We start from the raw sequence: 23,839 nt of genomic DNA, 5'->3' as shown, positions 1-23,839 counted from the left end.
GGGGCTCTGCCGTTCAGCTCAGAGAGCTAGTGCTCACGCACCGCCGGAGAGCTTCTCGCGGAGCGCCGCGAGCTGCTCGTCGGAGGCGAGGGTGCCACCGCTGCTCTTCGTGTCGGCCGGGGCCGAACCCGAGGTGTAGCTTTCCGCGCCACCCTCGATGCCGGTCGCGGCGTCCGCGGCGGCTTCGGCGTCGGCCTCGACGGCCTTCTGGACCTGCTTCATGTGGGCCTCGTAACGGGTGTGCGCCTCGGCGTACTGGCGCTCCCACTCCTCACGCTGCTTGTCGAAGCCTTCCTGCCACTCCTGGGTGTCCGGGTCGAAGCCTTCGGGGTAGATGTAGTTGCCCTCGGCGTCGTACTCGGCGGCCATGCCGTACTGGGTCGGGTCGAACTCGGTGTCCGGCGTGACACCCTCGTTCGCCTGCTTCAGCGACAGCGAGATGCGACGGCGCTCGAGGTCGATGTCGATGACCTTGACCATGACGTCGCCGTTGACCTGGACGACCTGCTCCGGGATCTCCACGTGGCGCTCGGCCAGCTCGGAGATGTGGACCAGGCCCTCGATGCCCTCTTCGACGCGCACGAACGCACCGAACGGAACCAGCTTGGTGACCTTGCCCGGCACGATCTGGCCGATCGCGTGGGTGCGGGCGAACTGGCGCCACGGGTCTTCCTGGGTCGCCTTCAGCGACAGCGAGACGCGCTCGCGGTCCATGTCGACGTCCAGGACCTCGACCGTGACCTCCTGGCCGACCTCGACGACCTCGGACGGGTGGTCGATGTGCTTCCAGGACAGCTCGGAGACGTGCACCAGGCCGTCGACGCCACCCAGGTCCACGAAGGCACCGAAGTTGACGATGGACGACACGACGCCCTTGCGGACCTGGCCCTTGGCGAGCGCGTTGAGGAACTCGCTGCGCACCTCGGACTGGGTCTGCTCCAGGTAGGCGCGGCGGGACAGGACCACGTTGTTGCGGTTCTTGTCCAGCTCGATGATCTTCGCCTCGAGCTCGCGGCCGACGTACGGCTGCAGGTCGCGCACGCGGCGCATCTCGACCAGGGACGCGGGGAGGAAGCCGCGCAGGCCGATGTCCAGGATGAGGCCGCCCTTGACGACCTCGATGACGGTGCCCTTGACGGGCTCGTCCTTCTCCTTGAGCTCCTCGATCGTGCCCCAGGCGCGCTCGTACTGCGCGCGCTTCTTGGACAGGATCAGACGGCCTTCCTTGTCCTCCTTCTGGAGAACCAGGGCTTCGACCTCATCGCCGACGGTGACAACCTCAGCCGGGTCGACATCGTGCTTGATGGAGAGCTCACGCGAGGGGATGACACCCTCGGTCTTGTAGCCGATGTCGAGCAGGACCTCGTCGCGGTCGACCTTGACGATGGTGCCTTCGACGATGTCGCCATCGTTGAAGTACTTGATCGTCTTGTCGATCGCCGCGAGGAAGTCTTCCTCCGACCCGATGTCGTTGATGGCGACCTGCTGGGGCCCGGTGGGGGCGGTCGGGGCGGTGGCGGTGTCGGTGGTCATTAGGCGGGTTGCTCCGGTGGATGGAATCGAGGGTTGGCAGTTGTCGGCGCGAATGGGTGCATGCGTCGACCCTGCGAGCAAACGTCCACCAGTGAACGACCGCGGCATGACCCGCATACGGTGCGCGACCCGAGTCCCAACCAGAAGCTGAGCGGAAGGCAGCGCGAACCCACTGCGCTAACACTTATCGTACGCGGCGGCCGCTAGGGGGCACAATCAGGGTCCCCCTCGATCGCTAAGGTCCTCGCGGAAGCAAACACGCAGCGGACCGGAGACCACCATCATGCCACCGGAGGAGCCGCCCGCGCCGGGCCGCCACGACGCGGCCGAGCACCGGCTGGGCACCGCGGCCGTCGCCTACCGCGAGGTCGGGGGCGCCGAAGCGGCCGCCGCGAACCTCGCCTGGTGGGACGCCGACGCCGACGACTACCAGGCCGAACACGGCGGCTTCCTCGGCGACGCCGACTTCGTCTGGTGCCCGGAGGGCGTCCGGGAGGCCGAGGCGCGACTGCTCGGCGACGTCCGCGGCAAGCGCGTGCTGGAGGTCGGGTGCGGGCAGGCCGCGTGCTCGCGGTGGCTCGCGGGGCAGGGCGCGCACGCGGTGGCCACCGACCTCTCCGCCGGCATGCTGCGCCACGCCCGCGACGGCAACGCGCGCACCGGCCTCGCCGTGCCGCTCGTGCAGGCCAACGCCGAGTACCTGCCGCTGGCGTCCGGCACCTTCGACGCGGCCTGCTCGGCCTTCGGCGCCATCCCCTTCGTCGCTTCGGTGGACGCGGTCTTCGCCGAGGTGCACCGGGTGCTGCGGCCGGGCGCGCCGTGGGTCTTCTCGGTGACTCACCCGATGCGGTGGATCTTCCCCGACGACCCGGGCCCGCTGGGGCTCACCGTCACCCAGCCCTACTTCGACCGGACCCCGTACGTCGAGGTCGACGACGAGGGCACCGCCACCTACGTCGAGTACCACCACACCCTCGGCGACTACGTGCGCGCGCTGGCCGCGGCCGGCTTCGCGCTGGACGACCTGGTCGAGCCCGAGTGGCCGGCCGGGCACACGCGGGTGTGGGGCCAGTGGAGCCCCCTGCGCGGCAAGCTCTTCCCCGGCACGGCGATCTTCCGCACGCGCCGCTCGTGACCTCGCTGGAGGAGCAGCAGAACGCGCGGTTCGCCGCGCTCGACCCGCTGCTGCCGCCGATCGCCGCCCCGCCGGCGGTGAGCGAGCCGCTGCTGGTGACCGCCGGCGGCCGGAAGGCGGGCGGCCTGCTCGCGCACCACGTGCACGCGCCGGGCTCGTGGCCGGCGCTGTGGGGACCGTCGGAGATCTGGGACCTGACCGCGGTGCCCGGCGACAGCGGCGCGGCGGGACTGGCCGCGCTGCTGGACGCCTGGCGCGAGCGGCTGCGCGGCACTCGGCCGAGCCCGGACTCGGGCTGCACGCTGGCCTGGCCGAGCCGCGACACCGAGGCGGCGGCGGTCCTGCTGGCCCACGGGTTCGCGCCGTCGACGTGCCTGGCGGTGCGGCCGCCGGACCCGCCCGCGGACCCCGGGCCGTCGCGGGTGACCGTCCGCCTCGCCGGGCAGGCCGACGTCGAAGCGCTGACCGACCTGCGGCTGGCCGAGTGGCGCTACACCTCGCTGGTCGGCACCGCGGTGCCGCGGCCGGGCGCGCGGGCGCTGCTGCGCGCGGAGGTCGTCCGCTCGCTGCGCTTCTCCGGCCTGGTCTGGCTCGCGGAGGACGACGGCGTGCCGGCCGGGCTGGCCGCGTGCGCGCTGGCGGCCCCGGCGCCGGGCGACAGCATCCACGGACGGCTGCGGCCGGGGCGCTGGGGGTACGTCGACACGCTGTCGGTGGCGCCCGCGGCCCGCGGCGGCGGCGTGGGCCGGGCGCTGATGGCGGTGGCGCACGAGGAGCTGCTCCGGCCGGGCTCGCTGGGGACGTTCCTCTTCTACCACCCGGCCAACCCGCTTTCGCCGGTGTTCTGGCACCGGCAGGGTTATCGTCCACTGTGGACCATGTGGATCCGGCGCCCCGCCTGGTCCTGAGAGGGGAACCGATGGACATCGCCGAGCCGCTGCTCGCGGCGCACCAGGCGCGGTTCGCGGCGGTCGACGCGCTGCTCCCGCCCGCCGCGCCACCGGCCGATGGCGAGCGGCTGGACGCGGCTACCGCGGCCGGCACGCAGGTCACCGGCGTGCTCCAGCGGCACCGGTTCGGCGACGGCGACGTCCCGATGCTGTGGTCGGCCGCCGACACCTGGCAGCTCTTCCCGTACTTCGGCGACACCGGGACCGAGGGCGTGGACGTGCTGCTGCGCGCGCTGCGGGGCCGCCTGGACACCGAGGTGACCGGCGACGACTCGGCGTGCGTCGTCCTCTGGCCCAGCCGGGACGCCGAGGCGATCCGCGCCTTCCTCGACCACGGCCTGGTCCCGCTGTCCGCGGTCGGCGTGCGGACCGCTCCCCCGGGCGAGCCCGACCCCGCGGTCACCGTCCGCCGCGCCGGGCCGGCCGACCACGCCGCCGCGGTGGCGCTCGCCGACGCGACCTTCGACTACACCGGCCTGGTCGCCGCGCCCCGCCGGGCCAACACCGCGGAGCTGCTCGGGCCCGGCCTGCGGGCCGCGCTCGACGAGGCCGAGCCGCCCGTCTGGCTGGCGGAAGAGGACGGCGAAATCCGGGCGCTGGCGCACTGCGCGTGGGTGGACTCGACGCCGGGGAGCGAGGCGGGCGAGCTGCTCCCCACCGGCCGCTGGGGCTACGTCAACAACGTCGTGACCGCGCCGGGTGAACGCGGGAACGGCTTCGGCCGGGCGCTGATGGCGCACGTGCACCGGGAGCTGCACCGGGGCGGCGCCACCCGCACGTACCTCTACTACAACCCGACCAACCCGCTGGCCTCGGTGTTCTGGCACCGGCAGGGCTACCGGCCGCTGTGGACGAGCTGGGAAGTGCGGCCCGCGTCCGCACTGCGGTGAACCACCCACTCGTGTGACGTGCGTCCGGTGATCTTGCCGCCGGCTCCCGCCGGGACTACGTTTTTAAACTGACCGGTCAGTTCAAAAGTTCTCGAAGCGGGAGAAACCGTGCAGGTCCGAGCCGATCGCGTGTCCCTCGAAGGGCACCACGGCACCTTGTTACCGCCCACCTCGCTGACCTTCGGCGAGGGCGACCTGGCGATCGTGCACGGCGACCCCGGCGTCGGCGTCACGGCGTTCGGCCTCGCGCTGGCCGGGCGGCTCAAGCCGACCACCGGCACGGTGCACGCCGAGGGCGTCGACGCGGGCCTGACCGAGCTCGTCGCGGTCGTCGACGCGCCGGGCGTCAGCGAGCCCGACGACGCCCTGTCCCTGCGCGTGGTCGTCGGCGAGGAGCTCGCGCTGGCGCACCGCCCGGCGGGCAAGGAGGACGTGGCCCGGTGGCTCGGCGAGCACGACGCCGCGCCGTTCGCGGGCACGCGGTTCGAGAACCTCGCCCCGACCCTGCGCACGCGGCTGCTCACCGAGCTGGCCGCCGAGCGCAAGGGCGTGCGCGTGCTGGTGCTCGACACCCCGGACCGGCACACCAGCGACGTCGAGAGCTGGGCCGGGCTGGCGGGCGAGCTGGCCGGGCGCGGCCTCGCCGTCGTCGTGCTGACCGCGACCACCCCGCTGTCCGCGCTCCCCTTCCCGCCCGCGCGCCTCGGCGCCGCCGAGCAGCCGGAGCCGCGGCACCTCGCCCCCGAACCCGCCCCCACCGAAGAGCTCCCCGAGAGCACTGACGAGGTCTCCGAATGAACGCCTTCCGCATCGCGCGCAACGAACTGCGCCGCCTGTCCACCGGCACGATGCCGAAGCTCGCGCTGATCGCGCTCGTGCTGGTGCCGCTGCTCTACGCGTCCTTCTACCTCTACGCGAACTACGACCCGTACGGCCGCCTCGACAAGCTGCCCGCCGCCGTCTTCACCAGCGACGCGGGCGCGAAGGACTCCAGCGGCCAGGAGCGCAACGTCGGCCGCGAGGTGACCGACGAGCTGGTCAAGTCCGGCACCTTCCAGTGGCACGAGGTGTCCGAGCAGGAGGCGCGCGAAGGCGTCCGCAACGACAAGTACTCGTTCGCCATCGGCATCCCGAGCGGGTTCTCCGCCGCGCTGCTGTCGGTCGGCAACTTCCAGCCGCAGCAGGCGACGATCACGCTGACCACCAACGACGCCAACAACTACCTGTCCGGCACCATCGCGAAGCAGGTCGCCGAGCAGGTGCGCAAGACGATCGCGGAGAAGGTCGGCAGCGAGGCCGCGGACCGGTTCCTGGTCGGCTTCTCCACCATCTACGCCAAGATCCAGGAGGCCTCGACCGGCGCGTCCCAGCTCGCCGACGGCGCTTCGCAGCTCAAGTCCGGTCAGCAGCAGCTGGCCGACGGTGCCGCGAAGCTCGCGGACGGATCGTCGACGCTGGCGACCGGCCTGGGCACGTTGAAGAGCGGCACCGCCTCCCTGCCGTCGCAGACCCAGCAGCTCGCGAACGGCGCCTCGCAGGTGGCCGCCGGCGACCAGAAGGTCGCGGACGCTGCCTCGATCGCGGCGACGGCGTCGTCCGACATCCAGGGCAAGCTCGACTCCTACCGCAGCCAGCTGCAGACCGACCTGCGCGACGCCGGCGTGCCGGAGGCGCAGGTCCAGGCGATCCTCGCGAAGGCCGACCAGCTGCGGTCGCCGGTCGACCAGGCCAACGGCAAGATCCAGCAGGCCAACGGCGACCTCGCGAAGCTGGCCGACGGCGCCCGCCAGGTGTCCGACGGCGCGGCCAAGCTCGCCGCGGCGTCGCCGCAGCTGGCGAGCGGCATCGCGCAGGCGTCCGACGGCGCGAACCAGCTTCGCGACGGGGCTTCCCAGCTCAACGACGGCGAGAAGACCGCCGTCAACGGGACGAACCAGCTCGCGGACGGCGCGGTCAAGCTGCGCGACGGGCTGGCCGCGGGCCTCCAGCAGATCCCGAACCCGGACGACCCGACCCGCAACGCGACGGCCAACACGATCGCGGACCCGGTGGCGGTGAACGCCAACGGCGAGGCGTCGGCGGGGACGTACGGCGCCGGGCTGGCCCCGTTCTTCATCTCGCTGGCCACCTGGATCGGCGCGTTCGTGCTGTTCCTGATCCTGCGGCCGCTTTCGACGCGGGCGCTGACCGCGGGCGCGTCCCCGTTCCGCGTCGCGGTGGGCGGCTGGCTGTCCTCGGCGCTGCTGGGCACCGCGCAGGTGATCGTCCTGTTCGGCGCGGTGACCTGGCTGGTCGGCATCCACATCGCGCACCCGCTGGGCGCGATCGGGTTCGCGGTGCTGGTGTCGCTGACGTTCACGTCGGTGGTGCACGCGCTCAACGCGTTCTTCGGCGCGGTCGGCAAGTTCCTCGGCCTGGTGCTGCTGGTGCTGCAGCTGGTCAGCGCGGGCGGCACGTTCCCCTGGCAGACGATCCCGGACGCGCTGTACCCGCTGCACGTGGTGCTGCCGATGGGCTACGCGATCGACGGCTTCCGCCACCTGTTCTACAGCGGCGCCACGGTGCAGATCCTGGGTGACATCGGGGTGCTGCTCGCCTACCTGGTGGGCGGGATCCTGGTGTCCACGCTGGCCGCGCGCAAGCGTCGCGTTTGGACGGTGTCCGCGCTCAAACCCGAGCTGAGCCTGTGAGCGGCGGGACGAAGCAGAAGCTCTTCGAGGCCACGCTGGAGCTCTCGAAGAGCCGGGGCCTGGTGGGCCTGACCGTCGACGACATCGCGGCGGCGGCCGGGGTCGCGAAGGGGACGGTGTACTACAACTTCGGCTCGAAGGACGGCCTCGTCGACGCGCTCCTGCGGTACGGGGTGGACATGCTCGCTCTTCGGCTGCGCGCCGCCGTTTCCGACGCGGATCCGCTCGACGTGATCGAGGCGCAGGTCGACACGACGCTGGAGTTCATCGCGCAGTACCCGGGGTTTTCGCAGATCCTGGTGAGCGAGCTGTGGCGGACGCCGGGCCAGTGGCACGGGACGCTTTCGCTGCTGCGCGAGGAGATCATCTCGATCGTGAAGCAGCAGCTGTCCCGGTTGGAGTCGGCCGGGCGGCTGCCGGAGGGCGTGGAGATCCCGACGGCGGCGGCGGGGCTGTTCGGCACGATGCTGGTGGTGGCGCTGGACTGGCAGGTGTTCGGGCCGCAGCGGACGCGGGCGGAGGTGCGGGACGCGGTGATGGTCCTGATCCGCGGCCTGGGCCGCCGCTGAGCCTGGCCGCCGGGGGCGCCCCCCGTTTTCCACGCTACCGGCAGGCACCGACAATTCCGCGCGCCGAAAGCCGTGAAGGCCACCTTCAGGAACTTGTACTTCCTCAAGGTGGCCTTCACGAACTCGGGCCGGGGCCGGGGCGGGGAGCGCGGCAGGGGCCCGGCGAAGGTGCGGCGGCTCGCCCGGCGGCGGTCCTGAATGACTCATTCAGGTCTTCGGAGGTCCTGAATGACTCATTCAAGACATCGCGGGCCCCGCCCGGCGCGCCGCTTGTCACGGCCGGCGCCGGGGGGAAGCTGGGTCAGGGGCGGTCTTCGAGGCGGGCCCGGACCGCGGCCGCGTAGGTGTCGACCGCCGTGGCCGCGGCCGTCAGCTCGCAGGGGCCGTCGATCAGCAGGCGCTTCGCCGGGACGTACGCCTGCTCCAGTTCCGGGTCGGCGGCCAGGCCGTGCTCGCGGGCCAGCTCGTGCTCGGCCGCCAGGCGGGCGCGCAGTTCCTCGCGGCGGGCCATCAGGCCGTCGAGGACCGCGCGCTGGCGGCGGCCGTCCTCGACCGCCGGGGCGACCGCGTGCTCGTGGCTGTCGATGTGGCGCTCCACCCACTCCGCGTCGCCGTCGACCTCGGCCGAGCGCAGCTGCTTGAGGGCGCCGCGGAGGCGGTGGGCGCGGGCCGGGAGCATCGCCACGCCCGTGAAGCGCGTCGCCACGCGCAGCTGGTACGCCTCGATCTCCGCCAGTTCCTCGACCGCCTGCGTCAGCACCTCGAGGCGGCCGGCGAGGTCGTCGGGCGCCGGGCGGGCCGCGGCCGTGCCCGCGCGCACCGCCGCCACCCCCGGTGACGACTCCTCGCGGAAGCCGAGCAACAGGCGGAGGCCGAGTTCGGCCGCGCGGCCGGCCAGCGGGGCGAGCACCTCGCCGACGAGCCGGTCGGGTTCGGCGGAGTCGTCGATCGCGTCGACGACCAGGGTGCGGCCGGCGACGCCGCTCGTCAGCCGGTCGGCGATGCGGTGGCGGACCGCGTCGGCGGTGCGGCCGGTGGCGTCGACGGCGAGGTCGACGCTGCCCGCCGGCGGCATCGGCCCGAACGCGGGCGGCAGCCCCAGCACGCCGAGCGAGCGTTCGCGGTCGGCGAGGACGATGCCGAACCGCAGGGCCGCCGCGACGGGCGAGCCCGCCTCGCCGGTGTCGACCACCCAGACGGTGCCGGGCTCGGCCTTCGCGAACCAGTCCGCGACCTGCCGCACGAACGAGACGTCGACGGCTTCCCCGACCGGGCGCGAGAAACTCGCGTCGACGGCCGGGCTGCCGGACGTCCAGATGCTCAGCTGCGGCAGGTGCCCGAGCATCGTCTCGACCGGCACCATCCACGTCCCGCTGTCCTTGCCGACGACCACGCCGACGACGTGGCCGGTCGCCTCGTCGAGCACCGCGGTGCCGCCGAAGCCGGGGCCGAGCGGTTCGGCTTCGGTGGTGCGGAACAGCCGGACCCACTCGCCGCCGGTCGGGTCCGGGGCGCCGAGACGGGCGTGGGTCCACCGGCCGACCGAGCCGGGCGGGAAGCCGAAGGCGCGCACGAGCTGGTGCTCGCCGAGCGGCATGCGGTGCAGCGGTGCGCGGAACACGCGCGATTCGGGGCGCTCCAGGCGCAGCAGGGCCAGATCGCCGTGGCCGCCGCCGTCGGAGGGCACCCAGCAGCCCTCGACGACGGTCGCGGCGCCGGGCAGCGCCTCGGCCAGGCCGACGAAGTCGACGGTCAGCGCGGACTTCGGTCCACCGGCGGTCTCGACGACGTGCGCGCTCGTGAGCACGTGGTACTCGTCCAGCACCGTGCCCGCCCCGCACACCCGGCCGAGTTCGTCGTGCAGCCGGACCCGCCAGCGTCGTCGCTCACGCTCGAACCCCATTTTGCGGACCCTACGCCGTGATCGCTCCCGGCCGGGCGCCGACCTCCCTACCCAGCGGTAATGGCTCACCCGAACGGAGTCCTGCGTTAGTGGGAACGCCGAACGGTGTCGGGTGCCGGTGAGTATTTCCGTCAGAGGCGTCGGAAAACCGTGCGCCGCTAGACGCGCCCGAACACCCAGCTGCCCGGCGCGGCGGGGTCGTCGCCGGCCCAGAACTCGTACCAGTGGCGGGTGAACTCGTCGTGGGACAGCCGCCCGTCGCCGTCGGTGTCCAGGAGGGCGAACACGTCGTCGGCCGGAGTACCGCCCCACGCCTCGATCATCCGGCCGTACTCCGCCGCCGAGATCGCGCCGTCGCCGTTTTCGTCGACCGCTTCGAACATCGCCGACGCCGTTCCGGTGACCGCGCCGGGCATCCGCGGGAGCTCGTCGACGACGCCGAGGACCTCGTCGAGGGAGACCTTGCCGTCGCGGTCGCGGTCGGACGCATCGCGCAGCGTCGCCCACCAGCCCATCATGATCGCGGCGAGCTTCCCGCCCTCGGGCGTGGCGTCGTCGGTGCCGCGCACGTCGAGCCACCTCGCCGTGAGCGCCCGGAAGTCGGCCTCGGTCAGGTACCCGTCGTCGTCGGCGTCCATGGCGCCGAAGACGACGGAGATCTTGCGTCGCTGGAAGTCACTGGCCATGGCGGACAGCATCGCCGCGCCGGGCGGCGCCTGACGACGGCCGCCCGGGTGCAGCCGCGCCACGACCCGGTGATCCGGGCCGTGGCACAGCGTGAACTCAGTGCGCCGCTTCGTTCCAGGACCGCCCGTAGCCGACCGAGACCTCCAGGGGCACCGCGAGGTCGTACGCCGAGCCCATGCCGTGGCGCACCAGCTCCTCCAGCTGCTCCCGCTCCCCCTCGGCCACCTCGAGCACGAGTTCGTCGTGGACCTGCAGCAGGATCCGGCTCTTCAGCTTCGCCTCGACCAGCGCGCGGTGGACGTTGAGCATCGCGACCTTGATGATGTCCGCCGCGCTGCCCTGGATCGGGGCGTTCAGCGCCATCCGCTCGGCCATCTCGCGGCGCTGGCGGTTGTCGCTGTTGAGGTCCGGCAGGTAGCGGCGGCGGCCGAAGACCGTTTCGGTGTACCCGTTCTTCGCCGCGACACCGACGACCGAGTGGAGGTAGTCGCTGATGCCGCCGAAGCGCGTGAAGTACGCCTCCATCTGCTCCTTGGCCTCTTCGGTGGAGATCCGCAGCTGCTGCGAAAGCCCGTACGCCGACAGCCCGTACGCGAGGCCGTACGACATCGCCTTGACGCGGTAGCGCAGCTCCGGCGTGATCTCCTCCGGCGGCATCGAGAACGCCCGCGACGCGACGAAGGTGTGCAGGTCCTCGCCCGAGTTGAACGCCTCGATCAGGCCCTCGTCCTGCGAGAGGTGCGCCATGATCCGCATTTCGATCTGGCTGTAGTCCGCGGTCATCAGCTCGGTGAAGCCCTCGCCGACGACGAAGGCGTCGCGGATGCGGCGGCCTTCCTCGGTGCGGACCGGGATGTTCTGCAGGTTCGGCTCGGTCGAGGACAGCCGCCCGGTGGCCGCGATGGTCTGCAGCAGCGTGGTGTGGATGCGGCCGTCGTCGGCGACGGACTTGATCAGCCCCTCGACCGTCGTGCGCAGCTTCGTCGCGTCCCGGTGCTCCAGCATGTGCTGCAGGAACGGGTGTTCGGTCTTCTCGAACAGGCCCTGCAGCGCCTCGGCGTCGGTCGTGTAGCCGGTCTTGGTGCGCTTGGTCTTCGGCATGCCCAGCTCGTCGAACAGCACGACCTGCAGCTGCTTCGGCGAGCCGAGGTTGATCTGCTTGCCGATCACCGCGTACGCCTCTTCGGCGGCCTGCGTGACGCGTGACAGGTAGTGCGCTTCGAGCGTGGTCAGCTGCTCCAGGTCGACGGCGACCCCGGCGATCTCCAGCTCGGTGATCACCTCCAGCAGCGGCAGCTCCAGCTCGGCGAGCAGCTTCGCGCCGCCGATCTGCTCCAGCTCCTTCTCGAGCGCGCCGGCCAGCTCGAAGATGGCGCGGGCCTTGACGAGCTCTTCCTGGATCTCCTTCTGCTCCAGGCCTTCCGCGCCGCCGTCGAGCAGCGACAGCTGGCCGTCGCCGCCGTCGGTCTCCGAGCGCAGCTCGCGGTGCAGGTAGCGCAGCGCGAGGTCGTCCAGCTCGAACGTGCGCTGCCCCGGGCGCACCAGGTACGCCGCCAGCGCCGTGTCCATGGCCAGCCCGGCCAGCGACCAGCCGCGCGCGCGGATCGCGTGCAGCGGGACCTTGAGGTCGTGGCCGGTCTTGCGGATCTCCGGGTCGGCGAGCCACGCGGCGAGCGCGGCGTCGTCGGCCTGGTCCATCGCCGTGACGTCGACGTACGCGCCTTCGCCGTCTGCCGCGGCGAAAGCCACCGCGCGCAGGTCGGAGCGGACGGACGCGCCCACCGTGCGGAACGCCATCGCCACCGGCTGGCCCTTGCCCGCGTGCGCCGCCAGCCACGCGCCCAGCGCGCCGGGCGCGAGCGCGGCACCCGAGACCTCGAAGCCCTCGTCGGCCTCCGGCTCGGCGCTCTGCAGCGTCGCGAACAACCTGTCCCGCAGCACGCGGAACTCCAGCTCGTCGAACAGCGCGTGCACCGCTTCGCGGTCCCACGGGCGCAGCTCCAGCCCGGCCGGGGCGACGTCCAGCTCGACGTTCCGGATCAGCTCCGTGAGCTGGCGGTTCAGCTGGACCGAGCTGAGGTGCGCGCGCAGCGCGTCCCCCGCCTTGCCCTTGACCTCGTCGACGCGGTCGATCAGGTCGTCGAGCGAGCCGAACTGCTTGATCCACTTGGCCGCGGTCTTCTCGCCGACGCCCGGGATGTTCGGCAGGTTGTCCGAGGGGTCGCCGCGCAGCGCCGCGAAGTCCGGGTACTGCCGCGGGGTGAGCCCGTACTTCTCCTCGACGGCGTCCGGCGTGAACCGGGTCATCTCCGACACGCCGCGCTTCGGGTACAGCACGGTGACCTGCTCGGTGACCAGCTGCAGCGCGTCGCGGTCGCCGGTACAGATCAGGACGTCGAAGTCGTCCGCCGTCGCCTGCGTGGTGAGGGTGGCGATGATGTCGTCGGCCTCGAAGTTCTCCTTCGTCAGCGATGGGATCCCCAGCACGTCGAGGACTTCCTTGACCAGGTCGACCTGGCCGCGGAACTCGTCCGGCGTCGTGCTGCGGTTCGCCTTGTAGTCGGCGTAGGTCTCCGAGCGGAACGTCTTGCGCGAGAGGTCGAACGCCACCGCAAGGTGGGTCGGCGCCTCGTCGCGCAGCAGGTTGATGAGCATCGAGGTGAAGCCGAAGACCGCGTTCGTGACCTGGCCGGTCTTGGTCTTGAAGTTCTCCGCGGGCAGCGCGAAGAAGGCGCGGTAGGCCATCGAATGGCCGTCGATCAGCAGCAGCTTCGGGCGCTCGGCGACGCTGGTCGATCCTGTGGCGTTGGCAACGGTCGTCTTCTCACTCGGGCTCACGGGGCCGAGTCTAGGCTGAGGGTCCGACACTCTTACGTGTCGCATAGGAACAGGAGCTTTGTGTGACGGACAGTGCCGCCCCCATCGACGTGGAGCGGCTGTCGGGCATCGACCCGGCGGCGGCGGACCAGCAGCTGAACGACAAGATCGGGATGAAGCTGCTCGAAGCGACGGCCGAACGCGTGGTCGGCACGATCCCGGTCGAGGGCAACCTCCAGCCGTACGGCCTGCTGCACGGCGGCGCGAACGCGGTGCTCGCCGAGGCGCTGGGCTCGACGGTCGCGGCGCTCAACGCGGGCCCGGACCGCGCGGCGATGGGACTCGAGCTGTCCTGCACGCACCACCGTGCCGTGCGCGCGGGCACGGTCACCGGCGTCGCGACGCCGCTGCACGTCGGCCGCGGCACCATCACCGCGGAGATCGTGCTGACCGACGACGAGGGCCGCCGCACCTGCACCGCGCGGCTCACCTGCGTGGTCCGGGACCGCCCGCCGGGCGCCTGAGCCCCGTGGACCTCGACCTCGCCCAGGTGCGGGCGTTCGTGGTGACCGCCGAGCAGCGCCACTTCGGGCGGGCCGCCCAGGCGCTGTTCCTCACCCAGCAGGCGCTGTCGAAGCGCGTCCGCAAGCTCGAGGACGCCCTCGCGACGCCGTTGTTCGTGCGCAGCAACCGGTCGGTCGAGCTGACCGCCGAAGGCGAGCGGTTCCTCCCGCACGCGCGCGAGCTGGTGCGGCTGGCCGACGCGGCGGTGGCCGCGATGGGCGCCGACGGCCGGCCCCTGCGCCTCGACCTGCTGGACTACCGCCTGTCCCCGATGTTCCTGCTGCGCCGGCTCGCCGAACGGGAGCCGGCGCTGCGGGTGGACAAGGTCGCCGGCGGCGGGTTCGCCCACGCCGTCGAGAAGCTGCTGTCCGGCGAGCTCGACGCCGCCTTCGGGCGGGTCAACGGCTTCGGGCGGCCGCTGCCGGACGAGCTGGAGCACCGGGTCGTCCGGCTCGAACCGCTGGTCGCCCTGCTCGCCCCGGAACACCCGCTCGCCGTGCAGGACGCGCTCCCGCTGACCGACCTGCGCGCCGACGGGATCTGGCTGCCGGGCCACAGCGGTCCCGCCGAATGGCTGTCCTACGTGCACGAGCTGTGCACCCGCTTCGGCGTGCCGGTCGACGACTCCGGCGTCAGCTACGACCTGCGGCACACCCTGGAGCAGACGCGCTACGGCAAGCGGCGCGTGACCCTCGCCGGCGCGGACATGGAGCTGGCGCCCGACCTGAACCTCAAGGTGCTGCCGTTCGAGCCGTCGCCGCTGTTCCCGTGGTCGCTGGTGTGGCGGCGCGGGAAGGCGCACCCGGCGCTGAAGCGGCTGACGGCGCTGGCCGGGCGCACCAGCCGCGAAGAGGACTGGTGCGCCTACGACCCGGCGCACGCCTGGGTGCCGGCCGACGACGTCAGCCTCGCAGCTTCCGCCCGAACCACTCGGTGAACGCGGCGTCGACGCGGGCCGCTCCCGGCGTCCCGGCCGGGAACTCGTGCGCCATGCCCTCGACGGTCACCAGCTCGGCGCCCAGCTTCTCGTGCAGGGCCGCGGCCGGCTCGCGCACGGCGACGTCGTCGTCCGCGCCGGCGACGAGCAGCAGCGGCGCGGTCAGCTCGCCGGCCCGGTTCACGAAGTCGTAGCGCGCCGCCACCGCGCGGGACCGCTCGGTCCACGAGTAGGTCACCCCGAACCGCCGCTCGTTGGCGGCGATCATCGGCGCGAGCTGGACGACCGGGCTGGCCACCGCGGCGGCCGTGATCCCGGCGTCCCCGCGCGCCAGCACCTCCAGCGCCACGAGCGCCCCGGCCGAGCCGCCGAACACCCCGAGCGGCCCGCTCGCGCCCGGCAGCCGGTCGCGCAGCTCGGCCAGCGCCGCCGGGAACTCCCCCGCCGCCTGCTCGGTCACCGGCTCGAACACGTTCAGCACGGCGTCCGAGCCCGCCAGCCGGAAGACCTCGTCGTGCCCGCCTTCGGGCAGCCGCTTCCCGGAGAGCGGCAGGCCCAGGTACACCCGCCACGCCCGCAGTCCCGCCATCGGCACCGCTTCGGCCATCGCCTGCTCGCTCGCCGGCGCGTCCATCAGGTGCCAGCCCACCACCAGCGCCGCCGGCGCGTCGGTGTCCGACGGCGGCACCGCCACGAACGGCACCCCGGCCGCGATTCCCTCGATCATCTCGTGCTCCCTCGGTTTTCGTTGTGCCTCAAGGAAACCGCGAGACGAGCGGCGGAGTCCAACAGCCTTTCGGGCCGCGACGACAACCGCTGGTTGTCACACAAAAGCCGTGAAGGCCTCCTTACCGGCGTTTTCGACCGGTAAGGAGGCCTTCACGGACTTCCCGGGGACGTCAGCCGACGCCCAGGTAGGCCTCCTTGATGCTGTTGTCCGCGAGCAGCTCCTTGCCGGTACCGGACTTGGTGATCCGGCCGGTTTCGAGCACGTACGCGCGGTGGGCGCGGGACAGCGCCTGCTGCGCGTTCTGCTCCACCAGCAGCACCGTGGTGCCCTGCTTGTTGATCTCCGTGATGATCCGGAAGATCTGCTGGATGAACTGCGGGGCGAGCCCCATCGACGGCTCGTCCAGCAGCAGCAGCTTCGGCTTCGCCATCAGCGCGCGCCCGATGGCGAGCATCTGCTGCTCGCCGCCGGACATCGTGCCGCCCATCTGCGTCTTGCGCTCCGCCAGCCGCGGGAACAGCTCGAAGACCCGCTCGAGGTCCTCGGTCAGGTCCTTGCGGTCCTTGCGGGCGTAGGCGCCCATGTCGAGGTTCTCCATGACCGTCATGCCGGGGAAGATCCCGCGGCCTTCCGGTGCCTGCGAAATGCCGCGGACCACCCGGAGGTCGCCGCGCAGCTTGGAGATGTCCTCGCCGGCGAAGGTGATCTTGCCCGACGAGATCGGGCGGATGCCGGAGATGGCCCGCATCGTCGTCGACTTGCCGGCGCCGTTGGCCCCGATCAGCGTGACGATTTCGCCTTCCTCGACCGAGATGGACAGCCCGGAGACCGCCTGGATCCGTCCGTAGTGGACGGACACGTCCGACAACTCAAGCAACGTCATCGTCAGGCACCCCCAGGTAGGCCGCGATCACCGCGGGGTTCTCGCGGATCTCGGCGGGCAGTCCTTCGGCGATCTTCTTGCCGAACTCCAGCACCACGATCCGGTCGGTCACGCCCATGACGAGCTTCATGTCGTGTTCGATGAGCAGCACGGTGTAGCCGTCGTCGCGGATGGTCCGGATCAGGCCCATCAGGTCTTCCTTCTCCGCCGGGTTGAAGCCCGCCGCGGGCTCGTCCAGGCAGAGCAGCTTCGGCTCGGTGGCCAGCGCCCGCGCGATCTCCAGGCGCCGCTGGTAGCCGTAGGGCAGGTTCTTCGCCCGGTCGGCCGCTCGGTCGGCGATGCCGACGAACTCCAGCAGGGCCATCGCCTTTTCGACGGCGGCCTTCTCCTCGCGGTGGTGCCGCGGGGAGCGGACCAGCGCGCCGAGCAGGCTGGTCTTGTGCCGCGCGTCGGTGCCGACGACGACGTTCTCCAGCGCGGTCATCTCGCTGAACAGGCGGATGTTCTGGAACGTCCGCGCGATGCCCAGCTGGGTGATGCCGTGCCGCGACGTCTTGCCCAGCGCCTTGCCCTCCAGCCGGACCTCGCCCGAGGTCGGCCGGTAGACGCCGGTCATCGCGTTGAAGCACGTCGTCTTGCCCGCGCCGTTCGGCCCGATCAGGCCGAGGATCTCGCCGCGGCGGATGCCGAAGTTGATCTGGTCGAGCGCGACGAGACCGCCGAAGCGCATCGTCACGTCGTCGACCTCGAGCAGCGTCTCGCCGACCTCGACCTCGATGTCGCGGTCCGGCGCGACGACCTCGGCGACCTCGGCTTCGTGCTCGGCCCGCTCTTCGGCCGTCATGTGCTGCAGCTCGGCGACGAGGCCGCCCTCCGCGACGACCTCGGGCCCGCCGTTCTGGGGCTCGGTCATGGCTTGCTCCCCGGGGTCGGTTCGGTCTGCAGCGCGCCGTCGCTGCTGATCTGCTCACCTCGGCCCAGCAGGCGCTGGTACGCCTGCCTGCCGTAGGCGAGCAGCCGCTGGCGCGCACCGAGCAGGCCCTGCGGCCGGAAGATCATCAGGATGATCAGCGCCAGGCCGAAGATCAGGTACTTGTACTCGGCGATCGCCTGGAAGCGCAGCGGGACGTAGGCGACGACGCAGGCGCCGAGCAGGACGCCGACCTTGTTGCCCGAACCGCCGAGGATCACCGCGGCCAGGAACAGCATCGACGTGACGACGTCGAACTTCTGGTTGTTCACGAAGCCGAGCTGGCCGGCGTAGAGCGCGCCGGAGAGGCCGCCGATCGCCGCGCCGCTGATGAACGCCCAGATCTTGAACTTGAACGTCGGCACGCCCATGATCTCGGCCGCGTCCTCGTCGTCCCGGATGGCCACCCACGCGCGGCCGACGCGGCTGCGCTCCAGGTTCCCGACCAGGAACAGCACGGCGATGATCAGCGTGACGCACAGCCAGTACCACGGCGTGCCGTTCGAGTTGTTGAACAGCGCCGAGCCGTCGGCGTTGGTGCCCGGCGGGTGCCCGACCTCCTTGAAGCCTGAGTTGCCGCGCAGCGGGCCGACGTTGTCCGCGAGCAGGCGGACGATCTCGCCGAACCCGAGCGTCACGATCGCGAGGTAGTCCCCTCGCAGCCGTAGCGTCGGTGTCCCGAGGATGACGCCGAAGACCATCGTCACGACCATGGCGATCGGCAGCACCACCAGGAACGGCAGGTGCGACAGCGACGAGTCGGGGCTGGTGAACAGCGCCATCACGTACGCGCCGATGGCGAAGAACCCGACGTACCCGAGGTCCAGCAGGCCGGCCTGGCCGACCACGACGTTGAGGCCGATGGCGACCAGCGCGTAGCGGGCCACCTCGAACATCGCGATCGGGAAGTCGTACCCCGGCTGGGTGGTCAGGATCGGCGGGTTCAGCACCGGCAGGAAGTAGATCAGCACGACCAGCGGGATCAGGATGACCCACTGCTGGACGCGGCTCAGGTTGTTCCAGCGCTCGCGCAGCGAGTGCTTGCCGGGGCTCGCCACCGCCGGCTTTGTCGAGGTCGTCGTCATACCCGGGCCTTTCCGAGCGACTCACCGAGGATGCCGGTGGGCCGGATCATCAGGACCAGCACCAGCAGGACGAACGCGACGATGTCGCGCCACCCGCCGCCGAACAGCGACTGGCCGTAGTTCTCCGCGACGCCGAGCAGCAGGCCGCCCAGCAGCGCGCCGCGCAGGTTGCCGATACCGCCGAGCACCGCGGCGGTGAACGCCTTGATGCCGAGCAGGAAGCCGCCCTGGTACCACGCGCCCTGCGGGATCTTCATCATGTAGAACAGCGCCGCCGCACCGGCGAGCAGGCCGCCGATGAGGAAGGTCAGCATGATGACGCGTTCCTTGTTGACGCCCATCAGCGTCGCGGTGTCCGGGTCCTGCGCCACGGCGCGGATGCCGCGCCCGAACTTCGTCTTGTTGACGAAGTAGTTGGCGCCCAGCATCAGCAGGATCGACGCGATGACCGTGATGATCGTGACGTTGGTGATGCTGCCGCCGAAGAGCGTGAAGACTTCCTGGTTGCGCATCAGGCGGATGCCCAGTTCGGGGTTGCCGCCGCGCCAGATGAAGATGAGCTGCTGCAGCACGAAGGACGCGCCGATCGCGGTGATCAGGAAGACCAGCTTGGGTGCCCCGCGTTTTCTCAGCGGCCGGTAGGCGACCCGTTCGAGGACCACCGCCGTGCCGCCGGAGATCGCCATCGACGCCAGCAACGCGAGGAGCAGGAAGCCGATCAGCTCGATCACGGTGAGCGTGGGCGTGTTACCGGGGCGGAACCCGAGGCCGTAGAAGGTGAACCACGTCGCGTAGACGCCGTAGATGAACACCTCGGAGTGGGCGAAGTTGATGAGCTTCAGGACGCCGTAGACGAGCGTGTAGCCCAGCGCCACGAGCGCGTAGATGCTGCCGTAGGCGAGCCCGTCGAACGTGTTGTTCCAGAACTGGTCGAGGAACGCGTTCACGTCGAACGTGATCCAGCTGTCGCTCTGCGCCAGCACGGCCGAGGTCAAGTGATGAGTCAATGACACACTAGTTCTCCATGTGGGACCGGGGTGCTCACCCGGCGGGATCCAGCCGCCGGGCGAACACCCCGGGAATCAGAACGGAAGCGTTGCGCTACTTGATCTCGGTGTTGCGGACGATCTTCCCGCCCTCGACCTTGTAGGTCCACACGGTCGTGCTGGCCAGCTCGCCCTTGTCGTCCCACTTGAAGTGCTTCGTGATGCCCTGGCCGTCGTAGTTCTTGACGAAGTCGAGCAGGCCGGCGCGGTCCTTCTTGCCCGCGTCGATGCCCTTCAGCAGGATCGTCGCCAGGTCGTAGGCCTCGGGCGAGTAGGTGCCCGGGTCCTTGCCGACCGAGGCCTTGTAGGCGTCGGTGAACTTGGTGAACTGGTCCGCCGGGACGCACGGGCAGGTGAAGTACGCCTTCGAGGCGGCCTCGCCGGCACCCTTCACGAACTCGTCGTCCTTGACGCCGTCCGGGCCGACGAACTTGGCCTCGACACCCGCGTCGCTCAGCTGCTGCGCGAACGGAGCGGCTTCCTGGTAGTACCCGGAGTAGAACACCGCGTCCGGCTTCTCGCTCTTGATCTTGTTGACCACGGCCGAGAAGTCGGTCTGCTTGGTCTTGACGCTGTCCTGGCAGGTGCCCTTGTCGCCGAGCGCCTGGACGGTCGAAGCCGCGAGGCCGGTGCCGTAGTCGGAGTCGTCCTTGATGACGCACACCTTGTTGGCCTTGAGCTCGCCGGTCATGAACTTCGCGGCGGCCGGGCCCTGGGTGTTGTCGTTGCCCAGGCCGCGGAAGAAGGTCTTCCAGCCGTTCTGGCTCAGGGTCGGGTTGGTCGCCGACGGGGTGACCGTGACCAGGCCCGCGCCGTTGAAGATGTTGCCCGCGGCCTTGGACTCGCCGGAGAACGGCAGGCCGACGACGCCGATGATGGCCGGCGTGTTGACGATCTGCGTCACGATGCCGGGCGCCTTGTCGGGCGTGCCCTCGGTGTCGAACTGCTCCAGCTTGACCTGGCAGCCCGGGTTGGCCTTGTTGTGCTGCTCCACGGCGAGCTTCGCGCCGTTCAGGATGTTGACGCCCAGCGCGGCGTTGGCGCCGTTGATGGTGCCCGCGTACGCGATGGAGGTCGGGGAACACTGGGCCTTGCCGTCACCGGCGGGGTCGGCCGCGTCGGCGGCGGCGGACGGCGCCGCGGCCTGGGACTGCGAGCTCGCGCTGCTGTCGCCCGAGCCGCTGTCGGTCCGTGCCGAACACGCGCTGAGCGAAATGGCCCCGGCAGCGGCCAGCACGATGAACCGCGCAAGTCGTGCTTTCTGCACTCGTTCCTCCAAATGCCACCTGACCGCCCGGTAGGACGGCTGTCCCCATGTGGGACCTGACTGGCCGCTGAAAGTAGCCGCCTCGGGAGCCGTTGCACAGAGTCACACGTGCTCTTGTAGCCACATCGTGACGGTCGTCACGAGTATTAACGTATGATTTACACCCGCTCGTCGTAATCCGACCAGCGGGTGGTGACTCTCGGTGCTCAACAGCCCGCAGACTGCCCCTTGACGCCCGGTTCAAGGTGTGCAGAGTCTACGGAAGGCGAGTCGATCACCGCGCCCGGCCACGCCGGGAAGGTTCGCAAAGGTACCAACAACGCCCTTTCGGGCACCCGGAGCGTCACGAAAAAAAGGGGTGCGCCCGGTTCCCCGGGCACACCCCATTGGTCGCTGGTTCAGCTCCCGATGCTTTCCACAACGGCCTCGGCGACGGCCTTCATCGTGGTCCGGCGGTCCATGGCGGTCCGCTGGATCCACCGGAAGGCGTCGGGCTCGGTCAGCCCCTGGCGGCTCATGAGCAGCCCCTTGGCCCGGTCGATGACCTTGCGCGTCTCGAGCCGGTCGGTGAGCCCGGCGACCTCGGCCTCCAGCGCCTGCAGCTCGGAGAACCGGCTGACGGCGAGTTCGATGGCCGGCACGAGATCCCGCTTCGCGAACGGCTTGACCAGGTACGCCATGGTCCCGGCGTCCCGCGCGCGTTCGACGAGGTCACGCTGGCTGAACGCAGTGAGGATGACGACCGGGGCGATCCGGTCCCCGGTGATCTTCGAAGCGGCCTCGATACCGTCCAGCTTGGGCATCTTGACGTCGAGGATCACGAGATCGGGCTTGAGGTCGGTGGCCAGCGCGATGGCCTGCTCCCCGTCCCCGGCTTCCCCGACGACTTCGTAGCCCTCTTCGCGCAGCATTTCGACGAGGTCCAGCCGGATGAGCGCCTCGTCCTCCGCGACGAGCACCCGACGCTGCGGCACGGTGGCGGCACCGTTGGCCTCGGTAGCCTGATCGGTCACCGGGGTCCTCCTGAAGACTCGGCGGGACGGTCGGTTTTCGCGGCTTCCCGCGAACCTGAAGCCTACCGGGAACGATCCAGTTCCCGAGATGGCGTTCACCACGAAGTGGCGCGAACGACACTCGTCCCCCCGGAGACAGCCGGGAGCCGGTGATCCCGTAGGGTTACCGCGTCGCGCCCCCGTAGCCCAACTGGCAGAGGCAACGGATTCAAAACCCGTCCAGTGTGAGTTCGAATCTCACCGGGGGCACGAACAGCAACCTCACAAGGCCGCCCGGTGGGCGTTCCTTGCGAGAGCATCTCCTCGGTGATCCTTTCCGCCGCGCCGGAGACCTCCGGCAGCTGATCTTCGGGAAGTGTGATCTCCAGTGTCGCACGGTCGCCGCGGGCGTCAATCCGGATGGTCAGCTGGGTGACCTCGAACAGCGTCCGAAGCAGGTCCTCCGGTGCCGTCGCCAGGTTCAGCGCCAGGTACGGCAGGGCATCGATCAGCCCCACGTCGGCGGCCGTCGGCACATCTGGCCCTGGAGCGTCGGGCTGCCTGAGCTCAGCCAGTGCATTCGCGAGCCCCGTCCGCTGCTTCTCCAGGTCGTTGTAGCGGCCCCTCAGCGCCTTCGTGAACGGGTCGTCAGGGTCGCCGTCGGCAGCTTGCTGCAGGATCGAGTCCTGCCTCTTCGCGAGTTCTCCGAGGGCGTTGCCGAGCCGCTGGACTTCGGCCTCGCGATCGCGGGCGGCCTGGTCATCCACGCCGGCCAGCTCGCTCTCGAGAATCGCGCGGCGATCCGAGCCGAACACCCGGTCGGCGAAGAACCTGGAGACGGCGTCGAGGACAGCGTCCTCCCGGAAGTACAGCGCCTTCTCGTGGCCGAGGTACTTGTCCGGGCGCCCGCGGTTCGTGTTGCTCGGCCGGCAGAGGTAGTAGGACCTGCCGTGCCGTGGAACGCCGATCATCCGCCTCCCGCACGAGCAGAACACCATCCCGCGGAACAGGTAGGTCCGCTTGGTCTGCGGGTGGACGTTGCGCTCACCGCCGGTTCGGGAGCCCTTCTTGGCCTGCCTGCGGGCGGCGAGCTCGTCGTACATCCACTTCGGGACCAGCGGCTCGTGGGCGGGTTCGAGCGACCAGACCCACTTCACGGGATCGTTGACCTTGCCACGGCGCGAGCGGGTCGCCCTCCGGTTGTAGACCTGGTACCCGGTGTACTTCGGGTTGCGGAGGATGTCGTAAACACTGGACCTGCTCCAGACGCCCCGTGCGCGCACAGCGCCCGGCGGTACTGGTGGCGGATGCTTCTCGAGATCGAGGTTGAGCAGGTTCGCGATGGCATCTCCGCCCAGGTTGTCGTAATAGGCCCAGGAAGCGATCTGCGTCACGGTCTCGCCGCGAACGCCGTCCGGCTCCAGGCGTGTCTTCGTCAACCCTTTCGCGGCCTTGGCCGGGTTCGGGTGCCGGAACGTCTTGGCCTTGTAGCCGTAGCAGGGCTTGCCGATGTTCCAGCCCTCGCGCACGTGGGTGCAGAGCCCGCCCCACGACTGTTCGAGGGTGTTCAGGACCTCGTACTCGGCAACGGACTGGTTGATCCGGCGCTGCAGGATCCGCTGGGCCCGGCTCCCCGAGACACTGATGGTCTCGTTCGCCGCGAACAGCGAGACCTCGCACCGTTCGAGGTCTCGTTCGACCGAGAGTCCCTCGTAGGCGCGGCGAGCGACGCGCGCGATGCTCTCGCAGATGACGACGTCGAACCGCCGGTCGGGTCTCGCCGCCTCGTCGAGGAGGTCCGCGATGCCGCCATCGCGGGCGATGGGGATGTCGAAGCGGTCGTAGTGCTCGCCCCGGCCGCGGCGGTCGAGTTCCATCCGGCCGGACTCGACGTCGTAGAAGTGCGCGACGATGACCCAGGATTCGGGCAAGGCCGTCTTGCTGTTCCCCAGCTGGCGCAGGATCGACTGCCGGGGATCCTGCTGCTCCTCTGTGGAGGTTCGGCCCAGGAACGCGACACGGACTTCGTCGCGCAGGAGCGCAAGGGGCATGCCCAGGGGCGAGACGGCGTGGTCGGACAGTCCTGATGGCCCCGAGACACCGGCGGGCCGGTCTCGGAGGCCGTAGCCACCCAGTCCGGGGGCCGGCGGGTTGACGATCACACGTTCGGATGAAGTCATGACGATCGGGC

At 70.8% G+C, this 23,839-nt stretch carries 20 protein-coding genes, 1 tRNA gene and 1 pseudogene; 10 read left to right on the top strand and 12 right to left on the bottom strand.

Annotation, left to right across the window (positions count from 1 at the left end):
- Positions 1-33 precede the first annotated feature (33 nt).
- The gene (gene rpsA / locus EIY87_RS24975) at positions 34-1,533 is read right to left on the bottom strand and encodes a 30S ribosomal protein S1 (protein WP_086860859.1); all 1,500 of its coding nucleotides are present in this window, start codon (positions 1,531-1,533) and stop codon (positions 34-36) included.
- Between the two features lie 283 nt (positions 1,534-1,816).
- Between rpsA and EIY87_RS24970 the strand changes: the two genes are divergently transcribed.
- The 6 genes from EIY87_RS24970 (at position 1,817) to EIY87_RS24945 (ending at position 7,767) form a co-directional block, all read left to right on the top strand.
- Complete coding sequence (locus EIY87_RS24970; RefSeq protein WP_125312323.1) at positions 1,817-2,668, top strand: class I SAM-dependent methyltransferase; 852 nt, start codon at positions 1,817-1,819, stop codon at positions 2,666-2,668.
- On the top strand, positions 2,665-3,576 hold the full coding sequence (locus tag EIY87_RS24965) for a GNAT family N-acetyltransferase (protein ID WP_125312322.1): 912 nt from the start codon (positions 2,665-2,667) through the stop codon (positions 3,574-3,576). The genes EIY87_RS24970 and EIY87_RS24965 overlap by 4 nt, the downstream gene beginning before the upstream one ends.
- Before the next feature lie 11 nt (positions 3,577-3,587).
- Positions 3,588-4,508: a GNAT family N-acetyltransferase gene (locus tag EIY87_RS24960; RefSeq protein ID WP_125312321.1), complete on the top strand. Its 921-nt coding sequence runs from the start codon at positions 3,588-3,590 to the stop codon at positions 4,506-4,508.
- A gap of 108 nt (positions 4,509-4,616) precedes the next feature.
- Positions 4,617-5,306: an ABC transporter ATP-binding protein gene (locus EIY87_RS24955; protein WP_125312320.1), complete on the top strand. Its 690-nt coding sequence runs from the start codon at positions 4,617-4,619 to the stop codon at positions 5,304-5,306.
- The gene (locus tag EIY87_RS24950; protein WP_125312319.1) at positions 5,303-7,198 is read left to right on the top strand and encodes a YhgE/Pip family protein; all 1,896 of its coding nucleotides are present in this window, start codon (positions 5,303-5,305) and stop codon (positions 7,196-7,198) included. Before EIY87_RS24955 ends, EIY87_RS24950 begins: the two co-directional genes overlap by 4 nt.
- Positions 7,195-7,767: a TetR/AcrR family transcriptional regulator gene (locus EIY87_RS24945; protein ID WP_125312318.1), complete on the top strand. Its 573-nt coding sequence runs from the start codon at positions 7,195-7,197 to the stop codon at positions 7,765-7,767. Before EIY87_RS24950 ends, EIY87_RS24945 begins: the two co-directional genes overlap by 4 nt.
- A 301-nt stretch (positions 7,768-8,068) precedes the next feature.
- On the opposite strand, the gene EIY87_RS24940 is transcribed toward EIY87_RS24945, so the two are convergent.
- The 3 genes from EIY87_RS24940 to polA all read right to left on the bottom strand — a co-directional run bounded on the left by EIY87_RS24940 (position 8,069) and on the right by polA (position 13,195).
- On the bottom strand, positions 8,069-9,670 hold the full coding sequence (locus EIY87_RS24940) for a trypsin-like peptidase domain-containing protein (protein ID WP_125312317.1): 1,602 nt from the start codon (positions 9,668-9,670) through the stop codon (positions 8,069-8,071).
- A 158-nt stretch (positions 9,671-9,828) separates the two neighbouring features.
- The gene (locus tag EIY87_RS24935) at positions 9,829-10,356 is read right to left on the bottom strand and encodes an EF-hand domain-containing protein (RefSeq protein ID WP_191984265.1); all 528 of its coding nucleotides are present in this window, start codon (positions 10,354-10,356) and stop codon (positions 9,829-9,831) included.
- Between the two features lie 97 nt (positions 10,357-10,453).
- Complete coding sequence (gene polA, locus EIY87_RS24930) at positions 10,454-13,195, bottom strand: DNA polymerase I (protein WP_125312316.1); 2,742 nt, start codon at positions 13,193-13,195, stop codon at positions 10,454-10,456.
- 62 nt (positions 13,196-13,257) lie between these two features.
- Here polA and EIY87_RS24925 point away from each other — a divergent pair, with 62 nt between their 5' ends.
- Together EIY87_RS24925 and EIY87_RS24920 are read left to right on the top strand one after the other, a co-directional pair.
- A complete protein-coding gene (locus EIY87_RS24925) occupies positions 13,258-13,698 on the top strand; it encodes a PaaI family thioesterase (RefSeq protein WP_125312315.1) in 441 nt (146 codons plus the stop codon).
- A gap of 5 nt (positions 13,699-13,703) precedes the next feature.
- Entirely contained in the window at positions 13,704-14,675 is a 972-nt protein-coding gene (locus EIY87_RS24920) for a LysR family transcriptional regulator (protein ID WP_125312314.1), read from the top strand.
- Here the strand turns inward: EIY87_RS24920 and EIY87_RS24915 are convergent.
- From EIY87_RS24915 to EIY87_RS24885, 7 genes are all read right to left on the bottom strand, one after another.
- The gene (locus EIY87_RS24915) at positions 14,641-15,402 is read right to left on the bottom strand and encodes an alpha/beta hydrolase family protein (RefSeq protein WP_125312313.1); all 762 of its coding nucleotides are present in this window, start codon (positions 15,400-15,402) and stop codon (positions 14,641-14,643) included. The genes EIY87_RS24920 and EIY87_RS24915 overlap by 35 nt on opposite strands.
- A gap of 172 nt (positions 15,403-15,574) precedes the next feature.
- The gene (locus tag EIY87_RS24910; RefSeq protein WP_125312312.1) at positions 15,575-16,288 is read right to left on the bottom strand and encodes an ABC transporter ATP-binding protein; all 714 of its coding nucleotides are present in this window, start codon (positions 16,286-16,288) and stop codon (positions 15,575-15,577) included.
- Complete coding sequence (locus tag EIY87_RS24905) at positions 16,275-17,201, bottom strand: ABC transporter ATP-binding protein (RefSeq protein ID WP_125312311.1); 927 nt, start codon at positions 17,199-17,201, stop codon at positions 16,275-16,277. Before EIY87_RS24905 ends, EIY87_RS24910 begins: the two co-directional genes overlap by 14 nt.
- A complete protein-coding gene (locus EIY87_RS24900; protein WP_125312310.1) occupies positions 17,198-18,343 on the bottom strand; it encodes a branched-chain amino acid ABC transporter permease in 1,146 nt (381 codons plus the stop codon). Before EIY87_RS24900 ends, EIY87_RS24905 begins: the two co-directional genes overlap by 4 nt.
- The gene (locus EIY87_RS24895; RefSeq protein WP_225440033.1) at positions 18,340-19,338 is read right to left on the bottom strand and encodes a branched-chain amino acid ABC transporter permease; all 999 of its coding nucleotides are present in this window, start codon (positions 19,336-19,338) and stop codon (positions 18,340-18,342) included. The genes EIY87_RS24900 and EIY87_RS24895 overlap by 4 nt, the downstream gene beginning before the upstream one ends.
- 106 nt (positions 19,339-19,444) lie before the next feature.
- Positions 19,445-20,626 carry a branched-chain amino acid ABC transporter substrate-binding protein gene (locus EIY87_RS24890; protein WP_125312405.1) on the bottom strand — a complete coding sequence of 394 codons (1,182 nt, stop codon included), beginning with the start codon at positions 20,624-20,626 and terminating at the stop codon, positions 19,445-19,447.
- Positions 20,627-21,054: 428 nt separating this feature from the next.
- On the bottom strand, positions 21,055-21,669 hold the full coding sequence (locus EIY87_RS24885; protein ID WP_020646628.1) for an ANTAR domain-containing response regulator: 615 nt from the start codon (positions 21,667-21,669) through the stop codon (positions 21,055-21,057).
- Between the two features lie 175 nt (positions 21,670-21,844).
- Between EIY87_RS24885 and EIY87_RS24880 the strand changes: the two genes are divergently transcribed.
- Positions 21,845-21,918: transfer RNA gene (locus tag EIY87_RS24880), tRNA-Leu, on the top strand.
- Between the two features lie 575 nt (positions 21,919-22,493).
- Here EIY87_RS24880 and EIY87_RS49275 read toward each other — a convergent pair.
- Positions 22,494-23,042: pseudogene (locus EIY87_RS49275) on the bottom strand (recombinase family protein); the annotation flags it as partial.
- On the opposite strand from EIY87_RS49275, the gene EIY87_RS48455 reads away from it, so the two are divergent.
- A complete protein-coding gene (locus EIY87_RS48455; RefSeq protein WP_225440032.1) occupies positions 22,956-23,735 on the top strand; it encodes a hypothetical protein in 780 nt (259 codons plus the stop codon). The pseudogene EIY87_RS49275 and the gene EIY87_RS48455 sit on opposite strands and share 87 nt — an antisense overlap.
- Positions 23,736-23,839 lie beyond the last annotated feature (104 nt).

The organism is Amycolatopsis eburnea, assembly GCF_003937945.1.
Taxonomy (GTDB): domain Bacteria; phylum Actinomycetota; class Actinomycetes; order Mycobacteriales; family Pseudonocardiaceae; genus Amycolatopsis; species Amycolatopsis eburnea.
Note: the sequence above shows the minus strand (reverse complement) of the source record. Positions and strands in the feature narration are given on the sequence as shown.

Excerpts from the sequence above, each read along its gene's own strand:
- EIY87_RS24915 (WP_125312313.1), bottom strand. The coding sequence starts at position 15,402 with ATGATCGAGGGAATCGCGGCCGGGGTGCCGTTCGTGGCGGTGCCGCCG.
- EIY87_RS24910 (WP_125312312.1), bottom strand. The coding sequence starts at position 16,288 with ATGACGTTGCTTGAGTTGTCGGACGTGTCCGTCCACTACGGACGGATC.
- rpsA (WP_086860859.1), bottom strand. The coding sequence starts at position 1,533 with ATGACCACCGACACCGCCACCGCCCCGACCGCCCCCACCGGGCCCCAG.
- EIY87_RS24935 (WP_191984265.1), bottom strand. The coding sequence starts at position 10,356 with ATGGCCAGTGACTTCCAGCGACGCAAGATCTCCGTCGTCTTCGGCGCC.
- EIY87_RS24970 (WP_125312323.1), top strand. The coding sequence starts at position 1,817 with ATGCCACCGGAGGAGCCGCCCGCGCCGGGCCGCCACGACGCGGCCGAG.
- EIY87_RS24905 (WP_125312311.1), bottom strand. The coding sequence starts at position 17,201 with ATGACCGAGCCCCAGAACGGCGGGCCCGAGGTCGTCGCGGAGGGCGGC.
- EIY87_RS24960 (WP_125312321.1), top strand. The coding sequence starts at position 3,588 with ATGGACATCGCCGAGCCGCTGCTCGCGGCGCACCAGGCGCGGTTCGCG.
- EIY87_RS24940 (WP_125312317.1), bottom strand. The coding sequence starts at position 9,670 with ATGGGGTTCGAGCGTGAGCGACGACGCTGGCGGGTCCGGCTGCACGAC.
- EIY87_RS48455 (WP_225440032.1), top strand. The coding sequence starts at position 22,956 with ATGCTTCTCGAGATCGAGGTTGAGCAGGTTCGCGATGGCATCTCCGCC.
- EIY87_RS24900 (WP_125312310.1), bottom strand. The coding sequence starts at position 18,343 with ATGACGACGACCTCGACAAAGCCGGCGGTGGCGAGCCCCGGCAAGCAC.
- EIY87_RS24950 (WP_125312319.1), top strand. The coding sequence starts at position 5,303 with ATGAACGCCTTCCGCATCGCGCGCAACGAACTGCGCCGCCTGTCCACC.